General features: G+C 70.9%; 25 protein-coding genes and 1 tRNA gene. 12 read left to right on the top strand and 14 right to left on the bottom strand.

Translation table 11 applies throughout. From position 1 onward, the window contains the following. Positions 1-12: 12 nt before the first annotated feature. The gene (locus ACYVLJ_RS02835) at positions 13-831 is read right to left on the bottom strand and encodes an SAM-dependent methyltransferase (protein ID WP_451969836.1); all 819 of its coding nucleotides are present in this window, start codon (positions 829-831) and stop codon (positions 13-15) included. 181 nt (positions 832-1012) lie between these two features. Between ACYVLJ_RS02835 and ACYVLJ_RS02840 the strand changes: the two genes are divergently transcribed. The 6 genes from ACYVLJ_RS02840 to ACYVLJ_RS02865 all read left to right on the top strand — a co-directional run bounded on the left by ACYVLJ_RS02840 (position 1013) and on the right by ACYVLJ_RS02865 (position 7187). Next, positions 1013-2308, top strand: a complete 1296-nt coding sequence (locus ACYVLJ_RS02840; protein WP_460437644.1) for a cytochrome P450 family protein — start codon at positions 1013-1015, stop codon at positions 2306-2308. A gap of 16 nt (positions 2309-2324) precedes the next feature. Further along, a complete protein-coding gene (locus ACYVLJ_RS02845) occupies positions 2325-3302 on the top strand; it encodes an alpha/beta hydrolase (protein WP_460437645.1) in 978 nt (325 codons plus the stop codon). Positions 3303-3353: 51 nt separating this feature from the next. Beyond that, a complete protein-coding gene (locus ACYVLJ_RS02850) occupies positions 3354-3992 on the top strand; it encodes a DUF6308 family protein (protein ID WP_460437646.1) in 639 nt (212 codons plus the stop codon). 158 nt (positions 3993-4150) lie between these two features. Beyond that, the gene (locus ACYVLJ_RS02855) at positions 4151-5095 is read left to right on the top strand and encodes a ParA family protein (protein ID WP_460437647.1); all 945 of its coding nucleotides are present in this window, start codon (positions 4151-4153) and stop codon (positions 5093-5095) included. Then, positions 5092-5787, top strand: a complete 696-nt coding sequence (locus ACYVLJ_RS02860; protein ID WP_460437648.1) for a hypothetical protein — start codon at positions 5092-5094, stop codon at positions 5785-5787. The genes ACYVLJ_RS02855 and ACYVLJ_RS02860 overlap by 4 nt, the downstream gene beginning before the upstream one ends. 5 nt (positions 5788-5792) lie before the next feature. Continuing rightward, positions 5793-7187, top strand: a complete 1395-nt coding sequence (locus ACYVLJ_RS02865) for a restriction system modified-DNA reader domain-containing protein (protein WP_460437649.1) — start codon at positions 5793-5795, stop codon at positions 7185-7187. 3 nt (positions 7188-7190) lie between these two features. Here the strand turns inward: ACYVLJ_RS02865 and ACYVLJ_RS02870 are convergent, their stop codons facing one another. Then, a complete protein-coding gene (locus tag ACYVLJ_RS02870; RefSeq protein WP_460437650.1) occupies positions 7191-8402 on the bottom strand; it encodes a cytochrome P450 in 1212 nt (403 codons plus the stop codon). A 98-nt stretch (positions 8403-8500) separates the two neighbouring features. Here ACYVLJ_RS02870 and ACYVLJ_RS02875 point away from each other — a divergent pair, with 98 nt between their 5' ends. Beyond that, positions 8501-11611 carry a BTAD domain-containing putative transcriptional regulator gene (locus tag ACYVLJ_RS02875; protein WP_460437651.1) on the top strand — a complete coding sequence of 1037 codons (3111 nt, stop codon included), beginning with the start codon at positions 8501-8503 and terminating at the stop codon, positions 11609-11611. Here ACYVLJ_RS02875 and ACYVLJ_RS02880 read toward each other — a convergent pair. The 7 genes from ACYVLJ_RS02880 to ACYVLJ_RS02910 all read right to left on the bottom strand — a co-directional run bounded on the left by ACYVLJ_RS02880 (position 11595) and on the right by ACYVLJ_RS02910 (position 17344). Continuing rightward, positions 11595-12335, bottom strand: coding sequence for an ABC transporter permease (locus ACYVLJ_RS02880; RefSeq protein ID WP_451968480.1), 741 nt, complete (start codon positions 12333-12335; stop codon positions 11595-11597). The genes ACYVLJ_RS02875 and ACYVLJ_RS02880 overlap by 17 nt on opposite strands. Then, on the bottom strand, positions 12332-13264 hold the full coding sequence (locus tag ACYVLJ_RS02885) for a DrrA family ABC transporter ATP-binding protein (protein WP_460437652.1): 933 nt from the start codon (positions 13262-13264) through the stop codon (positions 12332-12334). Before ACYVLJ_RS02885 ends, ACYVLJ_RS02880 begins: the two co-directional genes overlap by 4 nt. Positions 13265-13382: 118 nt before the next feature. Beyond that, positions 13383-13455, bottom strand: a tRNA-Ala gene (locus ACYVLJ_RS02890). 53 nt (positions 13456-13508) lie between these two features. Continuing rightward, positions 13509-14333 carry a divisome protein SepX/GlpR gene (gene sepX / locus ACYVLJ_RS02895; RefSeq protein ID WP_460437653.1) on the bottom strand — a complete coding sequence of 275 codons (825 nt, stop codon included), beginning with the start codon at positions 14331-14333 and terminating at the stop codon, positions 13509-13511. A 163-nt stretch (positions 14334-14496) separates the two neighbouring features. Then, positions 14497-15165: a GNAT family N-acetyltransferase gene (locus ACYVLJ_RS02900; protein WP_451968542.1), complete on the bottom strand. Its 669-nt coding sequence runs from the start codon at positions 15163-15165 to the stop codon at positions 14497-14499. Continuing rightward, complete coding sequence (gene glp, locus ACYVLJ_RS02905) at positions 15165-16442, bottom strand: molybdopterin molybdotransferase MoeA (protein WP_460437654.1); 1278 nt, start codon at positions 16440-16442, stop codon at positions 15165-15167. The genes ACYVLJ_RS02900 and glp overlap by 1 nt, the downstream gene beginning before the upstream one ends. Further along, complete coding sequence (locus tag ACYVLJ_RS02910) at positions 16439-17344, bottom strand: UTP--glucose-1-phosphate uridylyltransferase (protein WP_460437655.1); 906 nt, start codon at positions 17342-17344, stop codon at positions 16439-16441. Before ACYVLJ_RS02910 ends, glp begins: the two co-directional genes overlap by 4 nt. Positions 17345-17368: 24 nt before the next feature. Between ACYVLJ_RS02910 and ACYVLJ_RS02915 the strand changes: the two genes are divergently transcribed. The 4 genes from ACYVLJ_RS02915 to mscL all read left to right on the top strand — a co-directional run bounded on the left by ACYVLJ_RS02915 (position 17369) and on the right by mscL (position 19566). Then, a complete protein-coding gene (locus ACYVLJ_RS02915; protein ID WP_460437656.1) occupies positions 17369-17959 on the top strand; it encodes a 5-formyltetrahydrofolate cyclo-ligase in 591 nt (196 codons plus the stop codon). A gap of 86 nt (positions 17960-18045) precedes the next feature. Further along, a complete protein-coding gene (locus ACYVLJ_RS02920; protein ID WP_451968548.1) occupies positions 18046-18345 on the top strand; it encodes an FmdB family zinc ribbon protein in 300 nt (99 codons plus the stop codon). A gap of 131 nt (positions 18346-18476) precedes the next feature. Next, positions 18477-19118 carry a CpaB family protein gene (locus tag ACYVLJ_RS02925; RefSeq protein ID WP_460437657.1) on the top strand — a complete coding sequence of 214 codons (642 nt, stop codon included), beginning with the start codon at positions 18477-18479 and terminating at the stop codon, positions 19116-19118. Positions 19119-19152: 34 nt separating this feature from the next. Next, a complete protein-coding gene (gene mscL / locus ACYVLJ_RS02930) occupies positions 19153-19566 on the top strand; it encodes an MscL family protein (protein WP_460437658.1) in 414 nt (137 codons plus the stop codon). Positions 19567-19571: 5 nt separating this feature from the next. Here mscL and ACYVLJ_RS02935 read toward each other — a convergent pair whose 3' ends face one another. Both ACYVLJ_RS02935 and ACYVLJ_RS02940 read right to left on the bottom strand, forming a co-directional pair. Next, on the bottom strand, positions 19572-19745 hold the full coding sequence (locus tag ACYVLJ_RS02935) for a hypothetical protein (protein ID WP_451968554.1): 174 nt from the start codon (positions 19743-19745) through the stop codon (positions 19572-19574). 95 nt (positions 19746-19840) lie between these two features. Beyond that, complete coding sequence (locus ACYVLJ_RS02940; protein WP_072476233.1) at positions 19841-20341, bottom strand: MogA/MoaB family molybdenum cofactor biosynthesis protein; 501 nt, start codon at positions 20339-20341, stop codon at positions 19841-19843. Between the two features lie 123 nt (positions 20342-20464). Between ACYVLJ_RS02940 and ACYVLJ_RS02945 the strand changes: the two genes are divergently transcribed. After that, entirely contained in the window at positions 20465-21520 is a 1056-nt protein-coding gene (locus ACYVLJ_RS02945) for an NAD-dependent epimerase/dehydratase family protein (RefSeq protein WP_460437659.1), read from the top strand. 11 nt (positions 21521-21531) lie between these two features. On the opposite strand, the gene ACYVLJ_RS02950 is transcribed toward ACYVLJ_RS02945, so the two are convergent. From ACYVLJ_RS02950 to ACYVLJ_RS02960, 3 genes are read right to left on the bottom strand one after another with little or no spacing between them, the layout of a single operon-like run. Further along, a complete protein-coding gene (locus tag ACYVLJ_RS02950) occupies positions 21532-22581 on the bottom strand; it encodes a sensor histidine kinase (protein WP_451968558.1) in 1050 nt (349 codons plus the stop codon). Next, positions 22578-23279: a response regulator transcription factor gene (locus ACYVLJ_RS02955; RefSeq protein ID WP_451968560.1), complete on the bottom strand. Its 702-nt coding sequence runs from the start codon at positions 23277-23279 to the stop codon at positions 22578-22580. The genes ACYVLJ_RS02950 and ACYVLJ_RS02955 overlap by 4 nt, the downstream gene beginning before the upstream one ends. A 10-nt stretch (positions 23280-23289) precedes the next feature. Then, complete coding sequence (locus tag ACYVLJ_RS02960) at positions 23290-24702, bottom strand: hypothetical protein (protein ID WP_460437660.1); 1413 nt, start codon at positions 24700-24702, stop codon at positions 23290-23292. Positions 24703-24799 lie beyond the last annotated feature (97 nt).

Below are 24799 nucleotides of genomic sequence, written 5' to 3' on the forward strand. Positions count from 1 at the left end.
CGCGGCGCCCGCTCAGCTCTTCCGGCCGATTCCGGCGTACACGAGCATGTTCATCTCGGCCGCCGCGGCGATGTCCGCCGGCCCCGACGGCCGCCATTCCCCGCAGCCGACGAGCCCCGGTTCGACGATTTCGAAACCGCCGAAAAGCGCGGAGACCTGGGCGTGCGTCCGCAGCGTCACCTGGTCGGGACTCCGGCTTTCTTTGATCACGTCGGTCGCTTCTTCGAGGTTTTCGCCCTGGTGGTCGCCCGTGACGTGGGTGATCGCGAGAAAACTCCCGGGCGCGAGCGCCGCACCATACCGCGCGACGAGGTCGAGCGGGTCCGAATCGTCGGGGACCCAGTGCAACATCAGGAGCATCAGCAGGCCGACGGGCTTTTCGAGATCGAGCAGGCCGCGCACCGGCGGCGAATCGAAGATCTTTTCCGGGTCGCGCATGTCGGCCTGGACGATCGCGGCGTGATCGTTTCCGGCGAGGATCAGTTCGCTGTGCGCGACGGCGACCGGATCGCGGTCGACGTACACCACGCGGCAGCCCGGGTCCTGCGCCTGGGCGACTTCGTGCACGTTCGCCACCGTGGGGATGCCCGAGCCGAGGTCGAGGAACTGCCGGATCCCCTGCCCGGTCATGAACCGCACCGCGCGGCCGAGGAACGCGCGGTTCACGCGCGCGGCGTCGCGCAGCCCGGGCATCGCGCGCTCGATCTGTTCCCCCACCGCGCGGTCGACGGCGAAGTTGTGGCCACCGCCGAGCATGAAGTCGTAAGTGCGCGCGATGCTCGGCACCGAGATATCGACACCAGTGGGAACCCATTCCGGTGATCGTGTCAAGAGAAACACCTTCTCAGCCGCGTCGGATCGCAAAGAGCTTAGCGATTCCCCCGGGATCGGTGATTGCGCCATCCGCGTGAGGGCACACCACCCGATCGGGCACTGTCCCGTTCCGCCGGACGCGCCTACCGTAGGCCGTCTCCTTGGGAAATCCACACAATGGCGTAAACGAGGAGTCCGCATGACCGTCCCGGTGGCGCCGGGCCGGTGGCCTTTTCTCGGGCACACCCCGGCACTGTTGCGGCAACGCTTCGCGTTCACCGATTCCCTGCACGAACACGGCGAAATCGTCAAGCTTTACCTCGGCCCGATGCCCGCCTACTTCGTCACGAGCCCGCGACTGGCCCACGAAGTGCTGGTCACGGCGGCGCCGAAGTTCCGCAAGGGCGCGATGTTCGACAAGTTCCGGCCGTTCGTCGGCAACGGCCTGGTGCTGTCGAACGGCGACTTCCACCGGCGGCAGCGGCGGCTGATGCAGCCGGCGTTCCACCGCGACCGGCTGGCCGCGTACGCCGAGACCATGCGGCGTGCGGCGGCCGAGCTGGCCGGTTCGTGGCAGCCGGGCGAAGTGCGGCAGCTCGACGAAGACCTGCAAGGGCTCGCGGTGACGATCGTCGGCGAAGCGCTGTTCTCGACCGAACTGGGAAAAGCGGCGATCGCCGAAGCCCGCCGGTCCATTTATCTGATCATCCAGCAGGGAATGGTTCGCGCGTTGTCCCCGAAGTTCGTCGAAAACCTCCCGGTGCCCGGAAACCGGCGGTTCGACGAAGCCATCGGGCGGATGCGGGAGATCGTCGTGGCGGTGATCCGGGACTGGCGCGAGGACGGCGCCGACCACGGCGACCTGCTGTCGACGCTCCTGCTGGCCGGCATGACCGACGAGCAGGCCCGCGACGAGGTGCTCACGCTGCTCACCGCGGGCATCGAAACGACGGCGCTCGCGCTCGCCTGGACGTTCCACGAACTCGGCCGCCACGCGGAGGTCGAGGAGCGGGTGCACGCGGAGGTCGACGAGGTGCTGGGCGGGCGGCCGGTCACCGTCGACGACCTCGCGCGGCTGGAGTACGTCCGGCAGGTGGTCGACGAGGTCCTGCGCTGCTACCCGCTCTGGATGCTGATGCGCCGCACGCTCGAGGACGTCGACCTCGGCGGCGTCCGGCTCCCGGAAGGGGCCGAGGTGATCGTCAGCCCGCACGCCCTGCACCACGACCCCGCGTCCTTCGCCGAGCCGGATCGGTTCGACCCCGGCCGCTGGACGCGCTCGCCCGAGGTGCCGAAGGGCGCGTTCATCCCGTTCGGCGCCGGCAACCGCCAGTGCATCGGAAACCGCTTCGCCCAGAACGAAATCGTCATCACGGTGGCCACGGTGGCCGCGCGCTGGCGGCTGGTCCCGGTACCGGGCCGCCCGGTGCGTGTGAAGTTCACTTCGGCCGCCTACCCGGACCGCCTGCCGATGACGGCGGTCCCCCGTTCCTAGCTGGAGGTCGTCCCCCTTGTTCCGCCGATTTTGTGCTGCGTTCTCGCTGTTCGCGGCCACGCTGTTCGTACCCGCCCCGGCCTACGCCGCGACGTGCGAAGACCTGTACGTCCCGGTCACGGTGGGGTTGCTGCCCCAGACGATGCACGGCCGGCTGTGCGCGCCGCCCGGCGCGTCGACGGTGGCGGTCCTGATCCCGGGCGGCACGTACAACGCGTCCTATTGGGACATCGCCTACACGCCGGAAGTGCGCTCGTTCCGCCTGGCGATGAACCAGGCGGGCATCGCAACACTCGCCCTGGACCGCCTGGGCACGGGCGCCAGCTCGAAGCCGTTGAGCACCCTGCTGAGCGCGTCGGCCCAGGCCGTGGCGGCGCACCAGGTGATCCAGTCGGTGCGGCCGCGTTTCGCGAAGGTGGTCGTCGGCGGTCACTCGATCGGCTCGGCGATGGCGATGATCGAGGCGGGCCGCTACCACGACGTCGACGGCGTGCTCGTCACGGGCATGACGCACCGGATGAACCTGACCACGGTGATCCCGACGCTGGCGCAGATGGAGCCGGCCACCCTGGACCCGGACCTGCCGGGCCGCGACGCGGGTTACCTGACCACGGACCCGGACACGAGGTACACGGCCTTCCACACGCCGGGCCCGTACGACGCCGGCGCGATCGCCTACGACGAGTCCACAAAGGACGTCTTCGCGACTACCGAGGCGGTGGACAGCCTGACCCTGACCACAGTGGTCACCCCGGCATCGCAGCAGATCACGGCGCCGACCCTGCTGGTGGTCGGCGACGACCCCAACTTCTGCGGCCTGCCGCTGGGGAGCGACTGCTCGTCACCGGCGGCGTTGCAGGCGTCGGAGGCACCGTTCTTCGGCTCGTCGCTGCGGACGTACATACTCGACGGCTACGGCCACGCGATCAACTACGCCCCGAACGCACCCGTCTACTTCGACGTGGTGGAGAACTGGCTGAACGCGCTGCCGTAACGGCCACCACGGCGAACGCGACCCTCATCCGCGACGAGGGGAGCGTTCGCCATGCACGACTACGCCTACCAGCACGAACTCCTGGACGAATGCGTCAGAGGGGCCCACCGCGACGAGTCGCTGTCGGCCCTCCGGCGCTACTTCACCGAAAGCCGCTACACGGGCCGCTGGTTCGAACGCTTCGCCGGCGGCGGCGACCGCCCGGGAGCGGCCAACACGGTGACCGAGGCCGACGTCCTGGCGCTCAACTTCCTCAGCATCACCAGCCTGGCGAACGTGGCCATCGACGCGACGATGACCCACGCCCACCGGATCCGGGACCTGCTGGAGCAGATCCCGGTCAACGTCCCGATGCACGCGGCCCCGTGGTGCACGTACGACGGCGACGCACCCGCCCGCGAGCTGTGGGAGCTGTTCCGGCGCTGCGGCGGCAAGCACCGCCCGGTGACGGCCGCCAAGCTCCTGGCCCGCAAGCGCCCCGACCTGATCCCGGTCTACGACAACCAGGTCAGATCGGTGCTGAAAACGCCGAAGAGCGAGTGGCACTGCCTGTGGAGCTGGTTCCACACGGACCCGTCGCGAGCACCGGCGTTGACCGCCCTCCGAGCCGAGGCAGGCGGGATCAAGGACATCAGCCTGCTGCGCTGCCTCGACGTCGTCCTGTGGATGCGGGCGCGCACCCGGCTGTAGGGCTCGTCTGCCGACCGGTCATTTCATGGACATTTTGATGACAGTTCCTGCGCATTTTCCGGCGTTCACGTCTTCCGGTCTTTCCGTCGGTTGCCTTTGGCGCATCGCGTCTGCGAAAGTCGTCGAGCCGGAGCGCCGAGATCACCGGGGAGAAACGCATGCGGGTCGTGGCGGTCATGAACTACAAGGGCGGGGTGGGCAAGACGACACTCACCGCAAACCTGGGTGCGGTCGCCGCGAGCCGCGGCTTGCGCGTTCTCCTCATCGACCTCGACCCCCAGACCAACCTGACCTTCTCGTTCTACTCGATCGACGATTGGCACCATCACCTCAAAGACAACCGCACGATCAAACAATGGTACGAAGGCGAATCGCCCGGACGGGACACCTCGCTGGCCGACCTCGTCGTCACACCGGAGCGGATCAACAAGGTGCTCGACGGCACCGGCGGGTGCGTCGACCTGATCTCCTCGCACCTGGGCCTCATCGACATCGACCTGGAGCTCGCCGCTCGGCTGGGCGGAGCAACGACGCTCGACGGCTCGAAACGGAAGTTCCTGGACCTGCACAGTTGCCTTCGGCACGCGCTTCAGGACAGCCATTTCGCCCGGTACGACCTGGTGCTCATCGACTGCGCACCGAACTTCGGCCTCGTCACCAAGACGGCGATCGTCGCCAGTGAGCAGATCCTCGTGCCGGCCAAGGCGGACTACCTGTCCACCCTGGGGCTGGACTACCTGGTCGGCAACTGCGCCGGCCTGGTGCAGCAGTTCAACGAGTTCGTCCGCCACAAGGGCGGCAGCAAGGAATACGGCACCATCGACCCCGGCATCCTGGGCGTCGTCTTCACCATGGTGCAGATCTACTCCCAGCAGGTGACGCTCGCCCAGCACGGCTACATCGAGGAAGTACGCCTCAATTCGCGAGTTCCCGTGCTGGAAAGCAAGATCCGCAACAGTCCTCGCCACTTCGGCGATGCCGGGGAGAGCGGCGTGCCGGCGATGCTGCGCACCGCCGGCCGGGACGAAGTCGTCCGTGAATTCGACCAGCTCGCCGACGAGGTCCTGGGCGCCCTCTCACTTGAACCGGGTGGTAACCGTTGAACGACCTGAAAAACTTCATCTCTCTGCAAGCCCGGTGGTACGAGTTCTTGGAGCAACAAGACGAGGCGACGGTGCGAGCGATCGCTAACGGATCGGTGCAGCTGGGCATCGTCGGAGCGAACGCAGCTCCGGGTTCACCATCGCCGGAACGGCCGCTCAAGCCTTCGTCCGAACCCTGGCAGGTGGCCCAAGATCTGTCGAAGCTGCCCTCGGAGGACGAACGGCGGATCTACCTGAATTCCGCCCAGCTGCTGGTGAAAGACCTACGCGGGGTGGCCCGGTCGATGGGCCTGCGCGGCTACGGCAACCTGGCGAAGACGAAACTCATCGCACTGCTGGCGAGCCACAGCCCGGACCGGGCGAGCGCGACCGTGAACGAACGGAGCGTCCCGGCGGCGGCACCCCCGGTTCCGAAGGACAGCCCTTCGGAACCGGTGAGCTCGCCGGCCGGAACCGGTGCGCCGCAGATCGACGTGACCACCGTCGCCGCGCACCTGCGAGAACTCGAGACCGAGGAAGAAGGGGCCGTTTACCTGCACGAACAGCACCTCGATCGAGACGCGCTGCTGGCGGTCGCCGCCGAACTGCAACTCACGCGGGTCACTCGGCTGAGCCAGCCGGAACTCGAGAAGCGAGTGCTCAAGCAAGCGATCGGCGCCCGGCGCAAGTTCGCCGGGCTGCGGAAGTGGTGACCGCGGTGTCCAGCGGAACAGTGACGACGCAGGCCGACGAGTCCGGCGGCCGTTCGATGTACTTGATCGGCGGGCGCCGGGTGATGGTTTCGGACCTGCTGGAAGCCGGTCTGATCCAGGCGGGCGCGGGGCTGCGGTTCAACCGCAACCGGATTGGCGTGACCTATCACGCGACGGTGACCGACAAGGGGCGGATCCGGCTGGAACCCGACGGCGAAGAGTTCCGCTCGCCGTCGCGCGCGGCCATGGTGGCGGCCGGGATGCGAGCGGTCGACGGCTGGCGAGCCTGGGTGGTGGTCGACCAGGACCGCTTGCTGGACTCCGTGCGCCAGGAGCTGCTCGACCGGGCGATCTCGACAGCTGCCGCCGCAACGCACCGGCAGAACGAGGACCAGGAGCGTCAACGCGTCCACGAGCGTCTCCGCCTTGCCCGCAGCCGCGCGGACCAGCACGAGCCCGAGCGCATCTCCGTCCGGGAGCTGCTCGGGTTCTGGGGAGCGACCGACCGCGGGGACCAGGTCAGCCGGATCGAAGCCGACCTCGCCAACCACGGGCTCGTGACGTCGCCCAGCTTCCGGGCGGTGACCCTGGACACCATGGTCACCCTGACCACGCCGCCCGACGAGGCCGAAGAGACCGTGTCGCCGGAGTCGTCCGGAGGTGACGACGATGAAGGCGACAGCGACCTGAATGTCCGCCTGACCGTGGGGAACCTGTCTCCGCTCGACGGTGTCGAGTCCGTGGGCCCGAACAGCCCGCTCGAGGAGGCCATCACGAAGATGCTCCTCAACGACTACTCACAGCTAGCGGTCCTGAACGGTCCTCGCAACGTGCGAGGGGCCGTGACGTGGCGCTCGATCGCACAAGCAATGCAGCAGAACCCCGACGCCAGTGTCGCCGACGCGACCGATACCCACTTCGAGGCCGTCCCCTACGACCGTGACCTGTCCGAAGTCCTTCCTACGCTGCAGCAACGCGATTTCGTGTTCGTGACGGACGAGAGCAAGGCGGTGATGGGCATCGTCACGACGGCGGACGTGGCCCACCGCTACGGCGAAATGGCCACGCCCTTCTTCCAGCTGGGCGAACTGGACCAGACGCTCCGCTGGATCTTGGGGCGCGCGCTGGACCTCGCGACCGTCCAACCGCTGTGCAGCCGGACGGTCACGAAGTTCGACCAGCTCGGCTTCGGCGACTACCAGCGCATCCTGGCCGACCGCGACGTCTGGACCCGGCTCGGCTGGCCGTTGGACCGCCGGGTTTTCATCGCCCGGCTCGAGGAGATCCGGCTCATCCGCAACAGTGTCATGCACTTCCACCCGGACCCGGTTTCCGAGGACACCATCGAGAAACTGCGGAACTTCACCAGCTTGCTGCACCAGTACCGCGATCCGGCGTAGGGCTCACCAGGTGACCGGCAGCTCGTGCACCCCGTAGATGTTCATGTCGGTCCGCAGCTTCACCTCCCCGGCCGGAACCGCCAGTGCGAGTCCCGGGAACCGCCGCAGCAGGCCCTCGAACCCCGCGCGCATCTCGATCCGCGCCAGCTGCTGCCCCAGGCACTGGTGCACCCCGTGCCCGAACGACAGCAGGCCACGGGCGTTGCGCCGCAGGTCCAGCTCGTCAGGATGCTCGAACCGCCGCGGGTCCCGGTTGGCGGCCAGCAGCGAAACGACGACCGTCGACCCCTTGGGAATCGTCTCGCCGCCCAGCGAAAGGTCCTCGGTCGCGTACCGGTAGAAGATGTCGGCCACGGACAAGTACCGCAGCAGCTCCTCCACCGCACCCGGCATCAACGACGGGTCCTCCCGCAGCTCGGCCAAGGCGGCCGGGTGCTCCAGAAGCGCGAAGGTGCCGAGGGACAGCATGTTGGCGGTGGTCTCGTGCCCGGCCAGCAGCAGGAGGAACGCGACGCCGGTGAGCTCCTCGATCGTGAGGTCGTCCTGGGCGGCCAGGTCGGACAGGATGTCCTCGCCGGGCTCGGCGCGCTTGCGCGTCACCAGCTCGGCCAGGTACGTGTTCAGCGCGATGTACGCGCCCATCTTCTCTTCGAGCGCCTGCTCCCGGACCATGAACTGCGCCGAGTTGGCCTGGAAACTCCCCCGGTCCTCGTAGGGGACGCCCAGCAGTTCGCAGATCACCAGCGAGGGCACCGGCAGCGCGAACTCCTTGACCAGGTCGACCGGCGCGGTCAGCCCGGCCAGGTGGTCCAGCTGCCGCTCGACGATCTCGGCGATGTGCGCTTCGAGCTGCTTCATCCGCTTGACGGTGAACGCGCCGGTGAGCCGCTTGCGCAGGCGCCCGTGGTCCGGCGGGTCCATCGCGATGAACATGCCCGGCAGCTGCGGGGACGGCTCGGTCGCGACGGGCATGCCGGGCGTCTCGAACGGCACGTGGACGACGTCGAGGTCCAGCCGGGAGCTGAACCGGACGTCCGCCATCATCTGACGCACCGCTTCGTAGCCCGTGACGAGCCAGCCCTCGTGCCCGTCGGGGAACACCAGCGGGCAGACCGGGCGGGTCTCGCGCAGCCGGGTGAGCTCGCTCGGCGGGTCGAACGGGCCCGTGTCGCGGTCCATCGGGAGGCCGTTCGGGAAGTCGACCGTCTGGCTCATCGGAGGTCCTTTCGTGGAGGTCGTTGCGGCAACGGTCGCCGAACGGCCTGACACGGCGCTGACACGGCCCGGACAGGGGCCCGTGGCAGACTTGCCCGGTGCAGATCGGGATGCTGGGTCCATTCGAGGTTCGCACGGACGACGGCGTCTCGGCCGACGTGCCGGGCGCGCGGTTGCGCGGGTTGCTGGTCGCGCTCGCGCTCGAGCCGGGTCACGTCGTCCCGAAGACCGCGCTGGTCGACTGGATCTGGGGTGAGCAGCCGCCGGCCGACGCCGCGAACGCGTTGCAGCGCTTGGTTTCCCGGCTGCGGAAGGTGCTGCCGGACGGCTCGGTCGACGGCCGGCCGAACGGCTACCGGCTGGCCGTCACGCCGGACGACGTCGACGCCGTCCGGTTCGAACGGCTCGTCGGCCAGGCTCGCGACGACGACGATCCGCGGCGGCTGCGCGAAGCCCTCGCGCTGTGGCGCGGCGCGGCCATGCAGGACGTCGGCCTGCAGGAGAGCGCGGCCTTCGACGCGGCGGTGACCCGGCTCGAGGGCCTGCGCCTGGCGGCTCTGGAAGACCGGTTCGACGCGGAGGTCGGCCTCGGCCACGGCACGAAGGTCGTCACCGAGCTGACCGACCTCGTCGCCGCGCACCCGGTCCGGGAACGGCTGGTCGGCGCGTTGATGCGCGCCCTCGTCGCGAGCGGCCGCGACAGCGAAGCACTGCTCGTGTTCGAGCGCCTGCGCGAAACCCTGGCCGACGAGCTGGGCGTCGACCCGTCGCCGGAGCTGTCCGACCTGCACGTCGCGCTGCTGCGGGGCGAGCTGGGTCGCCGCGAAGAGGCCCCGAAGAGCAACCTGCGGGCCGAGCTGACCAGCTACGTCGGCAAGGACGCCGACGTCGCCGCGGTCGGCGACCTCGTCGCCGGGCACCGGCTCACCACCCTCGTCGGGCCCGGCGGCTCGGGGAAGACCCGGCTGGCCACGGAAACCGCGCGCACGCTGCTCGGCGAGCGCCCGGACGGGGTGTGGCTGGTCGAGCTGGCGCCGACCGAGGGCGACGTCGCCCAGGCGACGCTCGCCGCGCTGAAGCTGCGGGACGCGCTGCTCGGCGAGACCCCGGACACCGAGCCGATCGACCGGGTCATCGCGGCCCTGCGCGACCGCGACATGGTCCTCGTCCTGGACAACTGCGAGCACGTGATCGAGTCCGCGGCGGCCTTCGCGCACCGCGTGCTCGGCGAGTGCCGGCGGCTGCGGATCCTCGCGACGAGCCGCGAGCCCCTCGGAATCACGGGCGAAGCTCTGTGGCCGGTCGCGCCGCTGCTCCTGCCCGCGGAAGACGCCGATCCCGACAAGATCGAGTCCGCGCCGGCCGTCCGGCTGCTGCGCGACCGGGCCAGTGCGGTGCGCACGGACCTCGGGACCGACGCCGCGACGCTGTCGACCTTGGCGCGCGTCTGCCGCGCCCTGGACGGCATGCCGCTGGCGATCGAACTCGCCGCGGCCCGGCTGCGCACCATGTCGCTGGAGCAGCTCGCCAACCGGCTCGACGACCGCTTCCGCCTGCTCACCGGCGGCAGCCGCACCGCGCTGCCGCGGCACCGCACGCTGCGCGCGGTGATCGACTGGAGCTGGGAGCTGCTCGCCGACGACGAGCGGAGCGTCCTGTGCCGGCTGGCCGTGTTCGCCGGCGGCGCGACGCTCGAAGCGGCCGAGCGCGTCTGCGCGAACGACGTGGTCGAAGACCTGCTGACCGCGCTGACCGAGAAGTCGCTGGTGGTCGTCGAAGGCGACGAGGAACCGCGCTACCGGATGCTCGGCACGATCAAGGAGTACGCGGCGCAGCGGCTCGCCGAAGCCGGCGAAGCGGACTCGGCGCGTCAGGCGCACCTCGCGTACTTCACCGAGCTGGCCGAAACGGCGGACCCGCACCTGCGCGGCGCCGAGCAGCTGGACTGGCTGGCCAAGCTCGAGGCCGAGCACGACAACATCGCGGCCGCGATGCGCGGCGCCCTCGCGGCCGGCGAGGCGACGGGCGCGATGCGGCTCGCGGCGGCCGCGGGCTGGTACTGGTGGCTGGGCGGGCACAAGACCGAGGGCAACGAGCTGATCATGGCGGCCACCGCCGTACCCGGCGAGGTCCCCGAGGACGTCCGGGCCACGGTGTACGGGTTCGTCACGGGGTTCCTGACCGCGGGCCGCGAAAGCGACCAGCGCCAGGCGGTCGAGTGGATCCACGAGGTGCACGAGATCAGCCTGCGGCTCCCCACCCGGCACCCGGTGGTCGCGCTCGTCGCCGCGCTGGAGCGCATGGTGCAGGACCCGGACGCGTTCATCGCCGCGTGGGAACCGCCGCTCACCGACGACGACCCGTGGGTGCGGGCCCTCGCCCGGCTGCAGCTCGGCAAGATGCGGATCCAGTTCGGCGCGGAAGGCACGGACGCGGACGCCTACCTCGAGGCCGCCCTCGCCGAGTACACCGAGCTCGGCGAACGCTGGGGCCTCTCGTTCGCGCTGACCGAGCTGGCGGACCGGATCGCCACGCGCGGCGACTTCGCCGGCGCGGTCGCGCACTACGAACACGCGATCGCGGTCGTCACCGAGGTCGGCGCCATCGAGGACGTCGTGCGGATGCGGTCACGGCAGGCCCAGCTGCACTGGCTCTCGGGTGACGAAGAGTCCTCCGCGGCCGCGATGGTCGAAGCCGAGCGGGCCGCGGCCCGCGTCGCCTGGCCGAACGCCCTCACCGAGTTGGCGCTGACGAAGTCGGAACTCGCCCGCTGGCGCGGTGACCCCGAGCAGGCCCGTCGTCAGCTCGACGTCGCGACCGCGCTGCTGGGCAGCGCCGCGGAACGGGCGCAGGTCCGCGGGATGATCCAGGACGTCCTCGGCTACCTGGCCGAGGACATCGCCGAAGCCCGCGAACACCGCGTCGCGGCCTTCGAAGCCGCAGCCGGCATGGGCACCGCGCCCCTGATCGCCCAGGTGCTCGTCGGAATCGCGGACCTGGCGCTGCGTCGCGAGGACGACGAGCAGGCCGCGCGCCTGCTCGCGGCGAGCGCCCGCGTACGCGGGCTCCAGGACCGTTCGCAGCCGGACGTCGCGCGCATCGAGCAGGCGGCGCGAAGCCGCCTCGGTGACGCGAAGTTCACCGAGGCGGCTCAGGAGGGGACGGAAGGCGACTGGCGCGAGCTCGCCCGGGTCACGCTCGCTTCTTGAACGTGGCGCGCGCCCACAGGTAGCCGACGACGCCGATGCCGACGCACCAGGCGACCGCGGTGATCGCGTAGCCCGTCGAGGGTGTGCCGTTGAGCAGCCCGCGCACGGTCTCGATGATCGGCGTGAAGGGCTGGTACTCGGCGAACTGCCGGAGGCCCTGCCCCATCTTGTCCGCCGGGGCGATCGCACTGCTGAAGAACGGCAGCATGACCAGCGGGACGGCGGCCATGCCCGCGGTTTCCGGCGACTTCGCGAACAGTCCCAACGCGACGGTGAACCAGCCGGCCGCGACCGCGAGCAGCACGACGATGCCGGCGACGCCGAGCCAGTCGAGGAAGCTCGCGGACGGGCTGAAGCCCAGCAGGAAGGCCACACCGACGAGTGCGACGATCGCGATCAGGTTGGTGAGGGCACTGGCGACGACGTGCCCGGTCAGCACCGCCCCGCGCGAGACGTCCATGACCTTGAAGCGGTTGATGATGCCCTTGGTCATGTCGGAGTTCACGGACGTCGCGGTGGCGCCGAGCCCGTAGCAAACGGCCAGCGCCATCAGCCCGGGCGTCGCGTAGTCGACGTAATCGACTCCGACGTCGAAGGCGTCTCCGAGCATGTAGACGAACATCAGCATGATCACGATCGGCATCAGGACCGCGTTGAACACCGATGTCGGGTTGCGGGTGAGGTGCTTGAAGTTGCGGCGCAGCATGACAGTCTGGGCGCTCATTTCGCCGGGACCTCCGTGGTGTGGCCCGTGAGGGCGAGGAAAACGTCGTCAAGGTCGGGGGTGTGGACGGAGAACTCTTCGGCGGCGACGGCGTATTCGTCGAGCCGGTCCAGCAGGGTCCGGAGGGATTTGGTGCCGCCGTCACCGGGAACGCGCAGGGCCAGCGCGTCTTCGTCCTTCGTGGACCCGGGCAGGATCCGCGCGGCGGCGTCGAGTTCGGCGCCGGAGGTGAACTTCAGCCGCACGTGCGTCCCGGGGATCAGGCGCTTGAGCTCGTCGGGCGTGCCCTGGGCGACCAGACGTCCCTGGTCGAGCACGGCGATCCGGTCGGCGAGCTGGTCGGCCTCGTCGAGGTACTGGGTGGTGAGGAAGATGGTCACGCCGTCGGCGACGAGATCGCGCACGATGGCCCACATGGTCCGCCGGCTGCGCGGGTCGAGGCCGGTGGTGGGCTCGTCGAGGAAGATGATCCGCGGGTTGCCGACGAGGGTCATGGCGAGGTCGAGCTTCCGCCGCATCCCCCCGGAGTAGGTGGAGGCGGGCTTCCGCGCGGACTCGGTGAGTTCGAACCGCTCGAGCAGCTCACCGACGCTCTTGCCGTCCGCACCCGGGCTGAGATCGACCATGAGCTGCAGGTTTTCCTGCCCGCTGAGCAACTCGTCGACGGCGGCGAACTGCCCGGTCACGCCGATGGCCTTCCGGACGGCCTTGGCATCCCGGGCAACGTCGAACCCGGCGACGCGCACGGTCCCGCCATCGGCTTTGCTGAGGGTGCTGAGGATGTTGACGGTGGTGGTCTTCCCGGCCCCGTTGGGCCCAAGCAGCGAGAAAACGCTGCCGGAGGCAACATCGAGATCAATGCCATCCAGCACGACTTTGTCTTGGTAGGACTTCCGCAGTCCCGAAGCGGTGATCGCCGAAGTGGTCATGGGGCAACTCTGATCCGGCCCCCTGACACGCCCCTGACCCCGAACTGACACGCTGCCTGTCACGGCTGCGGGCAAACGAAAAAGGCCCACACCTTCGCGGTGTGAGCCTTTCAAAACGTGGAGCTGAGGGGAATCGAACCCCTGACCTTCTCGATGCGAACGAGACGCGCTACCAACTGCGCTACAGCCCCTTGGTTGTGCTCGTAGAGCTTAGCAGTGCCCTACGAGCACCCGAACCGGGGGGTCACTCCCCGACGGCTCGCCGATAAGGCCCGGTCCCGGGCTCGTCGAGCTCCTCGAACGCCGGGTCCTCGTCGTCGAGGTCGACGACCACCGCGCTCCGCCGGACTCGCGAAGTGGGCGACGGGCGGCGCTCCACGACCTCGCGGCGGACCGGCTCGATCACGTCGACGTCCTCGGCCGGCTCGGGCTCCGGTTCCGGCTGCGCCTCGAACGCCGGGCGGGGCTCGGAACGGCGAGGCGCGCGGGTGCTGTTGAAGCGCGCCAGCCGGCGCTGCCGGATCTCCTCCTCGATCCGCACCTGGCGGCGCAGGTAGACGAGGTACCCGACGAGCGCGACGTCGGCGGCCGCATGGCCCCACCAGACCATCGGCATGACGAAACCCGCCACGGCGGCCGTGACCACCGCGGCCGCAAGCAGGATGACGACGATCCGCTGGCGGAAGCTGTACTTCGCGCGGGCGGCGATCTCCGCCGCTTCGGGGTCGAAGCCGCCGCGGCCGGGGCGGTAGCCGGGCCGGTCGCGCTCGGGCCGCGAGCCGCGGGACGGCTGCGGGAGCGGCTCGGCCTCTTCTTCCTCGTAGTCGTCCTCGAGTTCGAGGTCCGCTTCCAGCTCCGCGAGATCGTCCTCGACCGAGGGCCTGGACTTCTCGGGCTCGTCGGACATGGCGAATTCCTCCCGGTCTTCGTTGCGTCCACTGCGCACGACCCTGGCGGCCAGCGCCGAGTCGGCCGTGCGGGCCACTTGCTGCCGCTTACGCGCGACCATGGGCACGAGAACGACGAGCCATGCCGCGGCGAGCGCGACGATGATCACGGAGCTGGGCATCTCCCGTCACCTCCCCCGAATCCTTCACCTGAAATCACGCTAGTCACAGGAGTAACAGATCGGGCGGAGGCTCGCCGGGTTCGATCACGGAAATGCCTCACCGGATTAGGTGAATCTCACAGCATGTGGTAACGCGCTCACGGACCCCGTTGGGTAGTCACGGTCAGGCGTAGTCGGCGCGGCCCGCCGCGACCAGGCGCGACACCAGGCCGCCGCCGGTCTCTTCGCGCGTGACCGCGAAGCAGTAGTGGTCCCGCCAGGCGCCCGCGACGTCGAGGTAGCGCTCGAACAGGCCTTCCTGCCGGTAGCCCGCCTTGGTGAGAACGCGCAGGCTGGCGACGTTTTCCGGCCGGACGGTGGCCTCCAGGCGGTGCAGCCCGCCGAGGCCGAAGGCGTGGTCGGTGACCAGCGCGACGGCGGCCGTCGCGACCCCGCCGCGGACGATGTCGGACGCCACCCAGTAGCCGATCCAGGCCGAGCGCAGGGACGCCCGGATGACGTTACCCACAGTGATCTGCCCCGCGAGCCGCCCGTCGAGGGTGATCGTGAACGGCAGGCACTGACCGCGCCGCGCGAGCGAGCGCAGCGCCGCCCACTGGGACGGCCACGACCAGAAGGCGTTGCGTTCGGGCCACGGGCCGACGCCGGTCGGCTCCCACATCTCGAGGTGCGCCCGGTCGCGCAGGCGGATCCGGCTCCACTCGCCGGCGTCGCGCAGCCGCACCGGCCGGATCGCGACCACCCCGGCGGGCACCCGCAGCGGGCCGAGCCGGGCCGGCCAGCCCGGGTGCCGGCTTTCGACCGGGTAGGACACGCCCGACACGGAAGTCATCAGGCCCGTTGCGCCAGGAACGTGACCTGGACCTGCTCGCCCGCGGCGACGTCGGTCGCCTCTTCCGGCACGTTGATCAGGCAGTTCGCCTCGGCCAGCGAGGCGAGCAGGTGCGCCCCCGACTGGCCGAGCGGCTGGACCAGGTACTCGCCGTTGGCTTCGTCGCGCAGGAGCTGGCCGCGGAGGAACCCGCGCCGGCCCTCGGTCGACGTGATCGGCGACAGCAGCCGCGCCCCGACGATCCGCCGGTGCGGGTTGCGCGTCCCGCGCGCCGCGCGGATCAGCGGCCGGACCAGCACCTCGAACACGACCAGCGCGCTCATCGGGTTGCCCGGGATGAGGAACGTCGGCACCGAGTCCGGGCCGAGCCGGCCGAACCCCTGCACCGAGCCGGGGTGCATCGCGACGCGCGTCATGTCGATCCGGCCGAGGTCCGACAGCGCGGCGTGGACCTCGTCGCCGGTGGCACCACCGGCACCGCCCGCGACCACGACGATCTCCGACATCAGCAGCCGGCCCTCGACGATCTCCCGCAGCCGCTTCGGCTCGCTCGGCACGATGCCGACCCGGCTGACCTCGGCGCCCGCGTCCCGGGCGGCCGCGGCCAGCGCGTAGGAGTTGACGTCGTAGACCTGCCCGACCGACGGCGTCCGGTCGATGTCGACCAGCTCGTCGCCGACCGAGACGATCGACACCCGCGGCCGCGGGTAGACGAGCACCTTCGCCCGGCCGACCGCGGCCAGCAGGCCGACCTGCGCCGAGCCGATCGTGTCGCCGCGACGCACCGCGACGTCGCCGATCTGGACGTCCTCGCCGGCCCGCCGCACGTACCCCGCCGACGGCACCGAGCGGTGCACCGTGACCTTGGCCTGGTGCCCGTCGGTGTACGCGACCGGCACGACGGCGTCGGCCAGGGTCGGCAGCGGCGCGCCGGTGTCGACGCGCACCGCCTGCCCGGGCTGGAGTCGCCGCGGCTGGCGCGAGCCCGCCGCGATCTCGCCGACGACCACCAGCTGCACCGGCTCCTGCCCGGCGTTGCGCACGTCGACGCTGCGGACGGCGTACCCGTCCACGGCGGCCTGGTCGAACCCGGGCAGCGCGTGCTCGGCGACCACCTCCTCGGCGCACAGCAGGCCCTGGGCTTCCGAGATCGCCACCCGCACCGGCCGGGGCCGGACGGCGGCGTCCAGCGTCATCGCGATCTGCGAGTCGACCGAGCGGAACTCGGCCTCGTCCCCGGCCACCTCGGGCCTCGCCGCGTCGAGGGATTCCGTCATGGGCGTTCTGTCCCGATCCGTTCCGTCAACCACGCCCGTAAAGATGGACCGTACTCGGGCGTTTCAAGCGCGAAATCGACCGCGGCGCGCAGGAAACCACCCGGATTCCCCAGGTCGTGGCGTCCGCCGCGGTGCACGACGACGTGCACGGGGTGTCCTTCGGAGATCAGCAGCGCGACCGCGTCGGTCAGCTGCAGCTCACCGCCGCTGCCCGGGGTGATCCGCTTCAGCGCGTCGAAGATCGCCCGATCGAGGAGGTAGCGCCCGGCCGCGGCGTACGTCGAAGGCGCGTCCTCGGGCTTCGGCTTCTCGACCATCCCGTGCACGCGCTTGACGTCGCCGTCTTCGGTGTCGGTGACGTCGAAGACGCCGTACGGCGAGATCTCGGCCTTCGGGATGTCGAACGCGCAGAGCACGCTGCCGCCGTACTGGGCGCGGACCGCGCTCATCCGCTCGAGCACGCCGGTGGGCAGCACGAGGTCGTCCGGGAGGAGCACGGCGACGGCCTCGTCGTCCGGGGCCAGGTTCGGCTCGGCCTGCGCGACGGCGTGGCCGAGGCCGAGCGCCTGCTCCTGAACGGCGGTCTCGACGGCCAGCAGGCCGGACCCGCGGCGGACCTTCTCCAGCAGCTCGGTCTTGCCCTTGGCCTCGAGGTTCTGCTCCAGCTCCGGCTGCTTCTCGAAGTACCGGACGACGGCGTCCTTGCCCGGCGAGGTCACGATGACCAGGCGTTCCGCGCCCGCGGCGGCGGCTTCGGCCGCGACCATCTCGATGCCCGGTGTGTCCACCACCGGGAGCAGCTCTTTGGGCACCGCCTTGGTCGCCGGCAGGAAGCGGGTCCCGAGGCCGGCGGCCGGCACGATGGCGGTTCTGAACGTCTGGGTGGTTGCGGCGCCCGTCATGGGCGCAAAGCCTAACGTGAGGTCATGCACGTGCTGGGCAATGAGCACCCGAGCAAGGCGGAGTGGCGCGAACGGCTGACGCGCGCGCGGGCCGACCAGAGCGCCGAATCCCGCGCCGCCGAGGCATCGGCGCTGGTCAGTGCGGTGTCGAAGGTCACATCCGGCACGGTGTGCGCGTACCTCCCGTTCGGCACCGAGCCGGGCACGACGGCCCTCGTCGACGCGCTGGCGGCCGCGGGCGCGCGCGTGTTGCTGCCGGTCATCGTGTCGCGGGCGGACCCGCTCGACTGGGCCGAGTACACGGGCGAGGCCGATCTGGTGCCCAGCCGGTTCCGCGGGATCCGCGAACCGGGCGGGAAACGCCTGGGTACCGGGGCCGTGGGCGCGGCGGAGCTGGTCCTGGTGCCCGCGCTGGCCGTCGACCACCGCGGCGTCCGGCTCGGCCGGGGCGCGGGTCACTACGACCGTTCGCTGGTGTTCGCCGCGCCCGGCGCGGCGTTGCTGGCCGTCGTCCGGGACGAAGAGCTGGTCGAGTGGCTGCCGGGGGAACCGCACGACGTGCGGATGACCGGGGCCCTGACACCGGCTCGCGGCGTGCTCGACCTGCCGATGTGAGCAATCAGGAATTGCCTTCGGGGAATGTCATCCAGCACAATCGTGTTGGCACTCTAGTCGGATGAGTGCCAGTGAAGGAGCCGTCAGTGCCTACGTACCAGTACGCCTGCAAAGAATGCGACCACCGGTTCGAAGCCGTGCAGTCGTTCTCGGACCCCAGCCTGACCGTGTGCCCGCAGTGCTCCGGCACCCTGCGGAAGGTGTTCAGCTCGGTCGGCGTGGTCTTCAAGGGCAGCGGTTTTTACCGCACCGATTCGCGTGACTCGGCCAAGTCGAGCACCGCCGCGACGCCGGCGAAGACCGAGACCAAGACGGAGTCGAAGTCGGACACGAGCTCGGCATCATCCTCCTCGGGTACGACGAAAACGGCCGCCGCCGCGTCCTGACGCGCGGAGTTGTCCACAACACCCCGGTTGTCCACAGGTGCCGGACGCGGCCCTTCCGGCGGTCCGTCCGGCTTCCCTAACGTCGATCTCGTGCGGCACACCGCCGCACCCGATCCGACCGAGGGGGCGCCGTGGACGTCTTGGCGAAGTTCCACCCACCTGTTCTCACCCGCCTGCAAGGCCCGCGGACGCGGCTGATCCGCCGCTGGCTCGCCGCCGGCCTGCTCTTGGCGGGTGCACTGCTCTTCGCACACCCCGGCTCCGCGCGAGGCGCGCCGACGACTCCGACCGTCGTCGCGGCGCACGACCTCCCGTCCGGCGCGACACTCCACGCCGCCGACCTCCGGCTGGCCGATCTCCCCGGTGAAGCACGTCCCGAGGGCGCGCTCGGCTCCCTCGACGGCGTCGACGGGCGTCTGCTGGCGGGCGCCGTCCGCGCCGGCGAGCCCCTGACCGACGTCCGGCTGGCGCCGACCCTCCCCACGCCGGGTGAACCCGGAACGGCGACCGTGCCCGTCCGGCTCGCCGACGCGGCCGTCGTGGCGCTGCTGGAGCCGGGCCGGCGCGTCGACGTCGTGGCAGCGCCGGAACCGGGCGCGCCCGCGTCCGTGCTGGCCGCGGGCGCGACGGTCGTCGCGGTCGGGGCACCTGTGCCGAAGGCCGCGGCTCCACCGGACAAGGGCCCGCTGGTGCTGCTCCGGCTACCGGAGGAGACCGCGACGAGGGTGGCGGCGATTTCACTGGAGCGTCCGGTAACGGTTACTCTCCGCTAGCGCAAGCCCCACCGCCCTTTCGTGAGGAGTACCAGTGCTCAAAGGCTTCAAAGACTTCCTGATGCGCGGCAACGTCGTCGACCTCGCCGTCGCGGTGGTCATCGGCTCGGCGTTCACGGCGATCGTCACGGCGTTCACCAACGGCCTCATCAAGCCGTTGATCAGCACGATCGGCGGCACGGACGCCGCGAAGGGCCTGGGCTACCAGATCTTCGCGAACAACGACGCGACGTTCCTGGACTTCGGCGGCGTGATCAACGCGGCGATCAACTTCGTGCTGGTCGCGGCGGTGGTGTACTTCGTGATCGTGCTGCCGGTCAAGCACCTGCAGGAACGGCGCAAGCGCGGCCAGGAGCCCGGTCCCTCGGAGCCGACCGACGTGGAGCTGCTCAAGGAGATCCGCGACCTGCTGCGCGCCCAGGCCCAGCGCGAAAAGGGCGACGGCTGAAGCCGTCAGCGATCGTGGTGCGGCGGCCGGTTTTCCCGGTACCAGTCGTCCGGGAGCCCGGTGCGCCGCTCCACGTCCCGCTCGTCGGAAGTCGTGTCGGGCAGGACGTCCCCGAAGATCTCGTCGACCCGCCGGCGTTGCTCGCTGCGGCTCTGGGGATCGGGTTCGGGTCCGGCCATGCCCCCAGTCTCCCACGACGTGTTCTTTGACAACTCCAGAGCGAACGGCATCAGGCCGGGGCGGACACCTCCACCCCGGCCCGGCGAAAGCGTGTTCAGACCTCTTCGAGGCCGGAGAGCTCGTCGATCACGTGGGGAACGAGCGAGGTCAGCGTCGCCATCCCGTCGCGCACCGCGGAGCGCGACCCGGCGAGGTTGACCACGAGCGTGCTGCCCGAGACCCCGGCGAGCCCGCGCGAGATCCCCGCGTCCACGGCTCCGGCGGCCAGCCCGGACGCCCGGATGGCCTCGCTGATGCCCGGGATCGGCCGGTCGAGCACGCCGGCGGTGGCGTCCGGCGTGCGGTCACGCGGCAGCACGCCGGTGCCGCCGACCGTGATCACCAGGTCGGCGCCGCCGATCACGGCGGTGTTGAGCGCGTTGCGGATACCCGCGGTCTCGGCCTCGACGACCACGACACCATCGACGATGAAGCCCGCTTCTTCGAGCAGCTCCGTGACCAAGGGGCCGCTGGTGTCCTCGTGCTCGCCGTGCGCCACGCGATCGTCCACGATGACCACGAGGGCCCGGCCCAGCCGTTGTGCACTCCGTTCCATGGCGCCCACCGTAGTCGGTTTCACCCTTCTGGCGCCGGGAGGTGCCGGGTGAGTTCTGACGATTCCGTGACGTGACGGCGCGCGCCCCGGCGGGCCCCGGCGAGCGCCCCTAGCGTGGCCGGTGTGCGCGTACTGATCACCGGCGGAGCCGGCTTCATCGGGTCCCACATCGCCGACCTCCTGGCCGACCGCGGCGACGAGGTCGTGGTGCTCGACAACCTCCTCCCGACGGCCCACGGCTCCCCCGTCCCGCCGTCGTACACCGGCCGGCACCGGTTCCTGCGCGGCGACGTCACCGACACCGAGATCGTCGCCGAGCTGCTGGACGGCGTCGACGCGGTGTGCCACCAGGCGGCGGTGGTCGGCCACGGCGTCGACCCGTCCGACGCACCCTCGTACGCCCTGAACAACGACTACGGCACCGCGGTCCTGCTGGCCGCGATGCACGCGGCCGGGGTGCGGAAGCTGGTGCTGGCGTCGTCGATGGTCGTCTACGGCGAAGGCCGGTACGCGTGCCCGGACCACGGCGTCGTCCCGCCGTCGCCGCGGCGCGCGTCCGATGTGGACGCCGGCCGGTTCGAGCCGCGGTGCCCGGCCTGCGGCACCGAGCTGGGCTGGCAGCTGGTGCCCGAAGACGCGCCCCTGAACCCGCGCAGCACGTACGCGGCGACGAAGCTCGCCCAAGAGCACTTGGCCGGTGCTTGGGCGCGGCAGACGGGCGGCAGCGTGTGGGCGATGCGCTACCACAACGTCTACGGCCCGCGAATGCCTCAGAACACCCCGTACGCCGGGGTGGCATCGCTGTTCCGCTCGGCCCTGGTGCGCGGCGAGGCACCGCAGGTGCTGGAGGACGGCCGCCAGCAGCGCGACTTCGTGCACGTCCACGACGTCGCGAGGGCGAACGTCCTGGCGCTCGGGACGGCCGGCCCGGCGGCCGACATCACCCCGGTGAACGTCTGCTCCGGCACCCCGCACACCGTGGGCGAACTGGCGGAGGAGCTGGCACGGGCCTGCGACGGCCCGAAGCCGAAGGTGGTCGGCGGCGCCCGCGCGGCCGACGTCCGCCACGTAGTCGCCGACCCGGCGCGCGCCCGCGACCTGCTCGGCTTCACAGCGGAAATCGGCTTCGAGTCCGGCATCGCCGACTTCGCGACAGCGGAACTGCGCGCCCCGGTCTGACGCGGACGGCGCTAGGGCATCGCCAGCGGCAGCCGGACCTCGAACCGGCAGCCGGGACCGTGGTTGTGGACGCCGATCTTCCCGCGGTGGGCCTCCACGAGCCCCTTGGTGATGGCCAGGCCGAGCCCGCCCCCGCTGGTCGTCCCGCCGCGCTCCGGCGTGCGGGCCTGCGTCCCGCGGAAGGCGACGTCGAAGACCCGGTTGATCTCGTCGGCCGGGATGCCCCCGCAGGAGTCGTCGACGGCGAGGAGGGCTTCGTCGCCGTCGACGCCGATCTGCACCGCGACCGTCCCGTCCGGCGGGGTGTGGCGGATCGCGTTGGACACCAGGTTCCGCACGATCCGGGCCAGTTCCGGGTCGCTGCCGGTGACGACCGGCCAGGTCGAGGCGTTGGCGAGCACCCGGACGCGCTTCTGCTCGGCGACCGGGGCCTGGGCGGCGACGGCGTCGCTGACGACGTCCCGCAGCGGCACCGCGGACATCGTCAGCTCGAGGGCACCGGCGGTGATCCGGGAAAGCTCGAAGAGGTCACCGACCATCCCCGACAGCCGGGTGGTCTCCCCGCTGATCCGCTGGGCGTAGTCGGCGACTTCGTCGCGTTCGGACACCACGCCGTCGGCCAGGGCCTCGGCCATCGCCTGGATACCGGCCAGGGGGCTGCGCAGGTCGTGGCTGATCCAGGCGACCAGCTCACGCCGGGACGCCTCGGCGGCGCGCTCCCGGTCGCGTGCCTCCCGCTCCCACACACTGCGGCGCGCGATCGCCCGGCCGAGGATCATCGCGGCGGGCACCGTCACCACGGCGACGAGCAGGCAGACCAGCAGCATCGTGGTCAGCGCCGGGGTGAACATGAACCCGCTGATGCCCAGGACGCCGACCAGCGTGGCGAGCACCGGGATCAGCACCAGCACGGTGAGCGTGGTGGCCAGTGAACCGCGGCGCAGGAAGTAGAGCACGACCCCGCCGAGCGCGGCGATCGGCAGGGAGAAGAGCAACGCCAGCGGCAGGATGTGCCAGAGGTGCGTCAGGGTCTCCGAGAAGGACTCGCCGGGTTCGATCACGGCTGCTCCCGGTCGTAGCGGTAGCCGACACCCCACACCGTCGCCACCCGGGTCGGCTTGGCCGGGTCGCGCTCGATCTTCTCCCGCAGCCGTCGCACGTGGACGGTCACGGTGGACTGGTCGCCGAAGTCCCAGCCCCACACCTTCTCGAGCAGGTCCGCGCGCGAGTAGGCGACGCCGGGGTGGCTCAGGAAGAACGCCAGCAGGTCGAACTCGCGGCTCGTCAGCGGCAGTTCGCGACCGCCGATCGTCGCGGTGCGCGCGGTCATCTGCAGGCGCAGGTCCCCGTCCACCAGCTCGGCGGCGGCCGGCTCCGGGCGCGGCATCCGCGCGCGGCGCAGCACCGAGGCGACGCGCAGGGCGAGTTCCTTGGGGCTGAAGGGTTTCGTGACGTAGTCGTCCGCGCCGAGCTGGAGGCCGGCGATCCGGTTCTCCTCCTCGCCGAGGGCGGTCAGCATGACGATCGGCACCTGGCTGACCTGGCGCAGCCGCTTGCACACCTCGAGCCCGTTGATCCCCGGCATCATCACGTCGAGGACGACCAGGTCCGGCTCGTGGGCGGCGAACTGGGCCAGTCCCTCCGCGCCGTCGCCGGCCTGGTCGACGGTGAACCCGGCCACCTCGAGGTAGCGGCGGACGACGTCGCGGACCGTCTCGTCGTCGTCGACCACGAGCACACGCCCGGCCTGATCGTTCATCGCGTCTCCCTCACCAGCCGGTCAGCAACAGGTGGTTGACCGCCAGGGCCGTCGCCGCCTGGGCGGCGAGCCACCACTGGCGTCCGGGCCGCGGCAGCAGGGCCGTCAACGGCAGCAACCACACCCCGAACGGTAGCCAGATCCGTTCGGTCTCGGCCTTCGACAGGCCCGAGACGTCGGCGAACACGATGGTGACCAGGGCGGCGGCGCCCAGGAGCAGCACCGGGTCGGTGAGCAGGCCGCGAGGTCCCTTGGCCAGGCCCCGCCGGAGGGCGGCCACCACCGCGGGACCGAGCGCGACGGTCACCGCGGCCAGGTCGGCCCAGACCCAGTACGAGTAGGGCCGGACCAGCGCGACGCCCTGGTAGTAACGCTCGACGACCAGGTGGTAGCCGTCGAGCCACCAGAAGCCAGCCCACGCGAAGACGCCGACGACGGCGAAGGCCGCGACGATGGCCAGCGCGGCCGCCCGCCACTGCCGGCCGAGGATCGCGACGGCCACCGCGAGCAGGCCGAGCAGCACCAGGCCGTAGGAGAGGAAGATCCCGAACCCGAGCAGCACGCCGGCCGCCAGCCCGGCCGGGACGGCGTACCGGCGGCCAAGGGTGAATCCCTTGGCGGACAACGCGAGCAGTGCCAGTCCGGTGGCGGTCGTCCCGGCGAACAGGCCGTCAGCCGACACGCCGATCCAGACCGCGCCGGGCGTCAGCACGGCGAACGGCAGCACCGCGCGCGCCGCGTCCGGCCGGCCGAGCAGGGCGACCGTCGCGGGCACGGCCACCGCGACCAGGCTGCCGACGAGCACCACGGCCGTCGCCGCCCAGGCGCCGCCGTGCAGGCCCAGGCGGTCCAGCCAGACGAAGACGAGCGTCGCGCCCGGCGGGTGGCCGGACACGTGCGTCGTCCAGGAGTTCGGCTGGAAGTCGAGGATGCGGGACGAGAACTCGCGCAGCATCCGCGGGATGTCGGTGATGCCGGGCACCTCGTGGAGGTACTCCTGCGGGATGGTGAGGTGCCCGGCGAAGCCGCGGGACCAGCCGTCGACCATGGCCAGGGAAAAGATCCAGGCGAGCGAAGCCAGGTAGCCGGCGGCCAGCGCCCGGCGCCACGGCAGCCGAGCGGCCAGCGTCGGCCCTTGGACCACCACCGCGACGGCGACGAGCACGGCGAACACCGAGCCGGGCCCGACGTGCGGCAGCCAGTCGGCGAACAACGGCGGCGCCGCGACGAAGATGATCACACCCGAATGGGGCCGGTTGTAGTACGAGCCGACCGCGGCGGCCGCGGCCACGAGCACCACGGCCGCCGCGACGGCGAGGAGATCGGCTCGGGTGGCGCGGCGTCCGGGCCGATCGAGTGCCGGGTCTTCGGGTTCGCGGGCAGGCGGCTCGGCGAGCCGGGCTGCCGGGTTCGGCTCGCTCATCACCCACCACCATAAGTCCCCGGGGCACCCCGCGCGCGGCGCTCGAAGGATCCGTAACGACCTGGTAAGAACTCGTCACTCGTCATGATTCAGTAAG

Source organism: Amycolatopsis stemonae (genome assembly GCF_054781455.1).

What these genes read in the sequence shown, in the direction of transcription:
- ACYVLJ_RS02840 (WP_460437644.1), top strand. Translation starts at nt 1,013, where the DNA reads ATGACCGTCCCGGTGGCGCCGGGCCGGTGGCCTTTTCTCGGGCACACC.
- ACYVLJ_RS02850 (WP_460437646.1), top strand. Translation starts at nt 3,354, where the DNA reads ATGCACGACTACGCCTACCAGCACGAACTCCTGGACGAATGCGTCAGA.
- ACYVLJ_RS02855 (WP_460437647.1), top strand. Translation starts at nt 4,151, where the DNA reads ATGCGGGTCGTGGCGGTCATGAACTACAAGGGCGGGGTGGGCAAGACG.
- ACYVLJ_RS02870 (WP_460437650.1), bottom strand. Translation starts at nt 8,402, where the DNA reads ATGAGCCAGACGGTCGACTTCCCGAACGGCCTCCCGATGGACCGCGAC.
- ACYVLJ_RS02880 (WP_451968480.1), bottom strand. Translation starts at nt 12,335, where the DNA reads ATGAGCGCCCAGACTGTCATGCTGCGCCGCAACTTCAAGCACCTCACC.
- ACYVLJ_RS02885 (WP_460437652.1), bottom strand. Translation starts at nt 13,264, where the DNA reads ATGACCACTTCGGCGATCACCGCTTCGGGACTGCGGAAGTCCTACCAA.
- sepX (WP_460437653.1), bottom strand. Translation starts at nt 14,333, where the DNA reads ATGCCCAGCTCCGTGATCATCGTCGCGCTCGCCGCGGCATGGCTCGTC.
- ACYVLJ_RS02900 (WP_451968542.1), bottom strand. Translation starts at nt 15,165, where the DNA reads ATGACTTCCGTGTCGGGCGTGTCCTACCCGGTCGAAAGCCGGCACCCG.
- glp (WP_460437654.1), bottom strand. Translation starts at nt 16,442, where the DNA reads ATGACGGAATCCCTCGACGCGGCGAGGCCCGAGGTGGCCGGGGACGAG.
- ACYVLJ_RS02910 (WP_460437655.1), bottom strand. Translation starts at nt 17,344, where the DNA reads ATGACGGGCGCCGCAACCACCCAGACGTTCAGAACCGCCATCGTGCCG.
- ACYVLJ_RS02915 (WP_460437656.1), top strand. Translation starts at nt 17,369, where the DNA reads ATGCACGTGCTGGGCAATGAGCACCCGAGCAAGGCGGAGTGGCGCGAA.
- ACYVLJ_RS02935 (WP_451968554.1), bottom strand. Translation starts at nt 19,745, where the DNA reads ATGGCCGGACCCGAACCCGATCCCCAGAGCCGCAGCGAGCAACGCCGG.
- ACYVLJ_RS02940 (WP_072476233.1), bottom strand. Translation starts at nt 20,341, where the DNA reads ATGGAACGGAGTGCACAACGGCTGGGCCGGGCCCTCGTGGTCATCGTG.
- ACYVLJ_RS02955 (WP_451968560.1), bottom strand. Translation starts at nt 23,279, where the DNA reads ATGAACGATCAGGCCGGGCGTGTGCTCGTGGTCGACGACGACGAGACG.
- ACYVLJ_RS02960 (WP_460437660.1), bottom strand. Translation starts at nt 24,702, where the DNA reads ATGAGCGAGCCGAACCCGGCAGCCCGGCTCGCCGAGCCGCCTGCCCGC.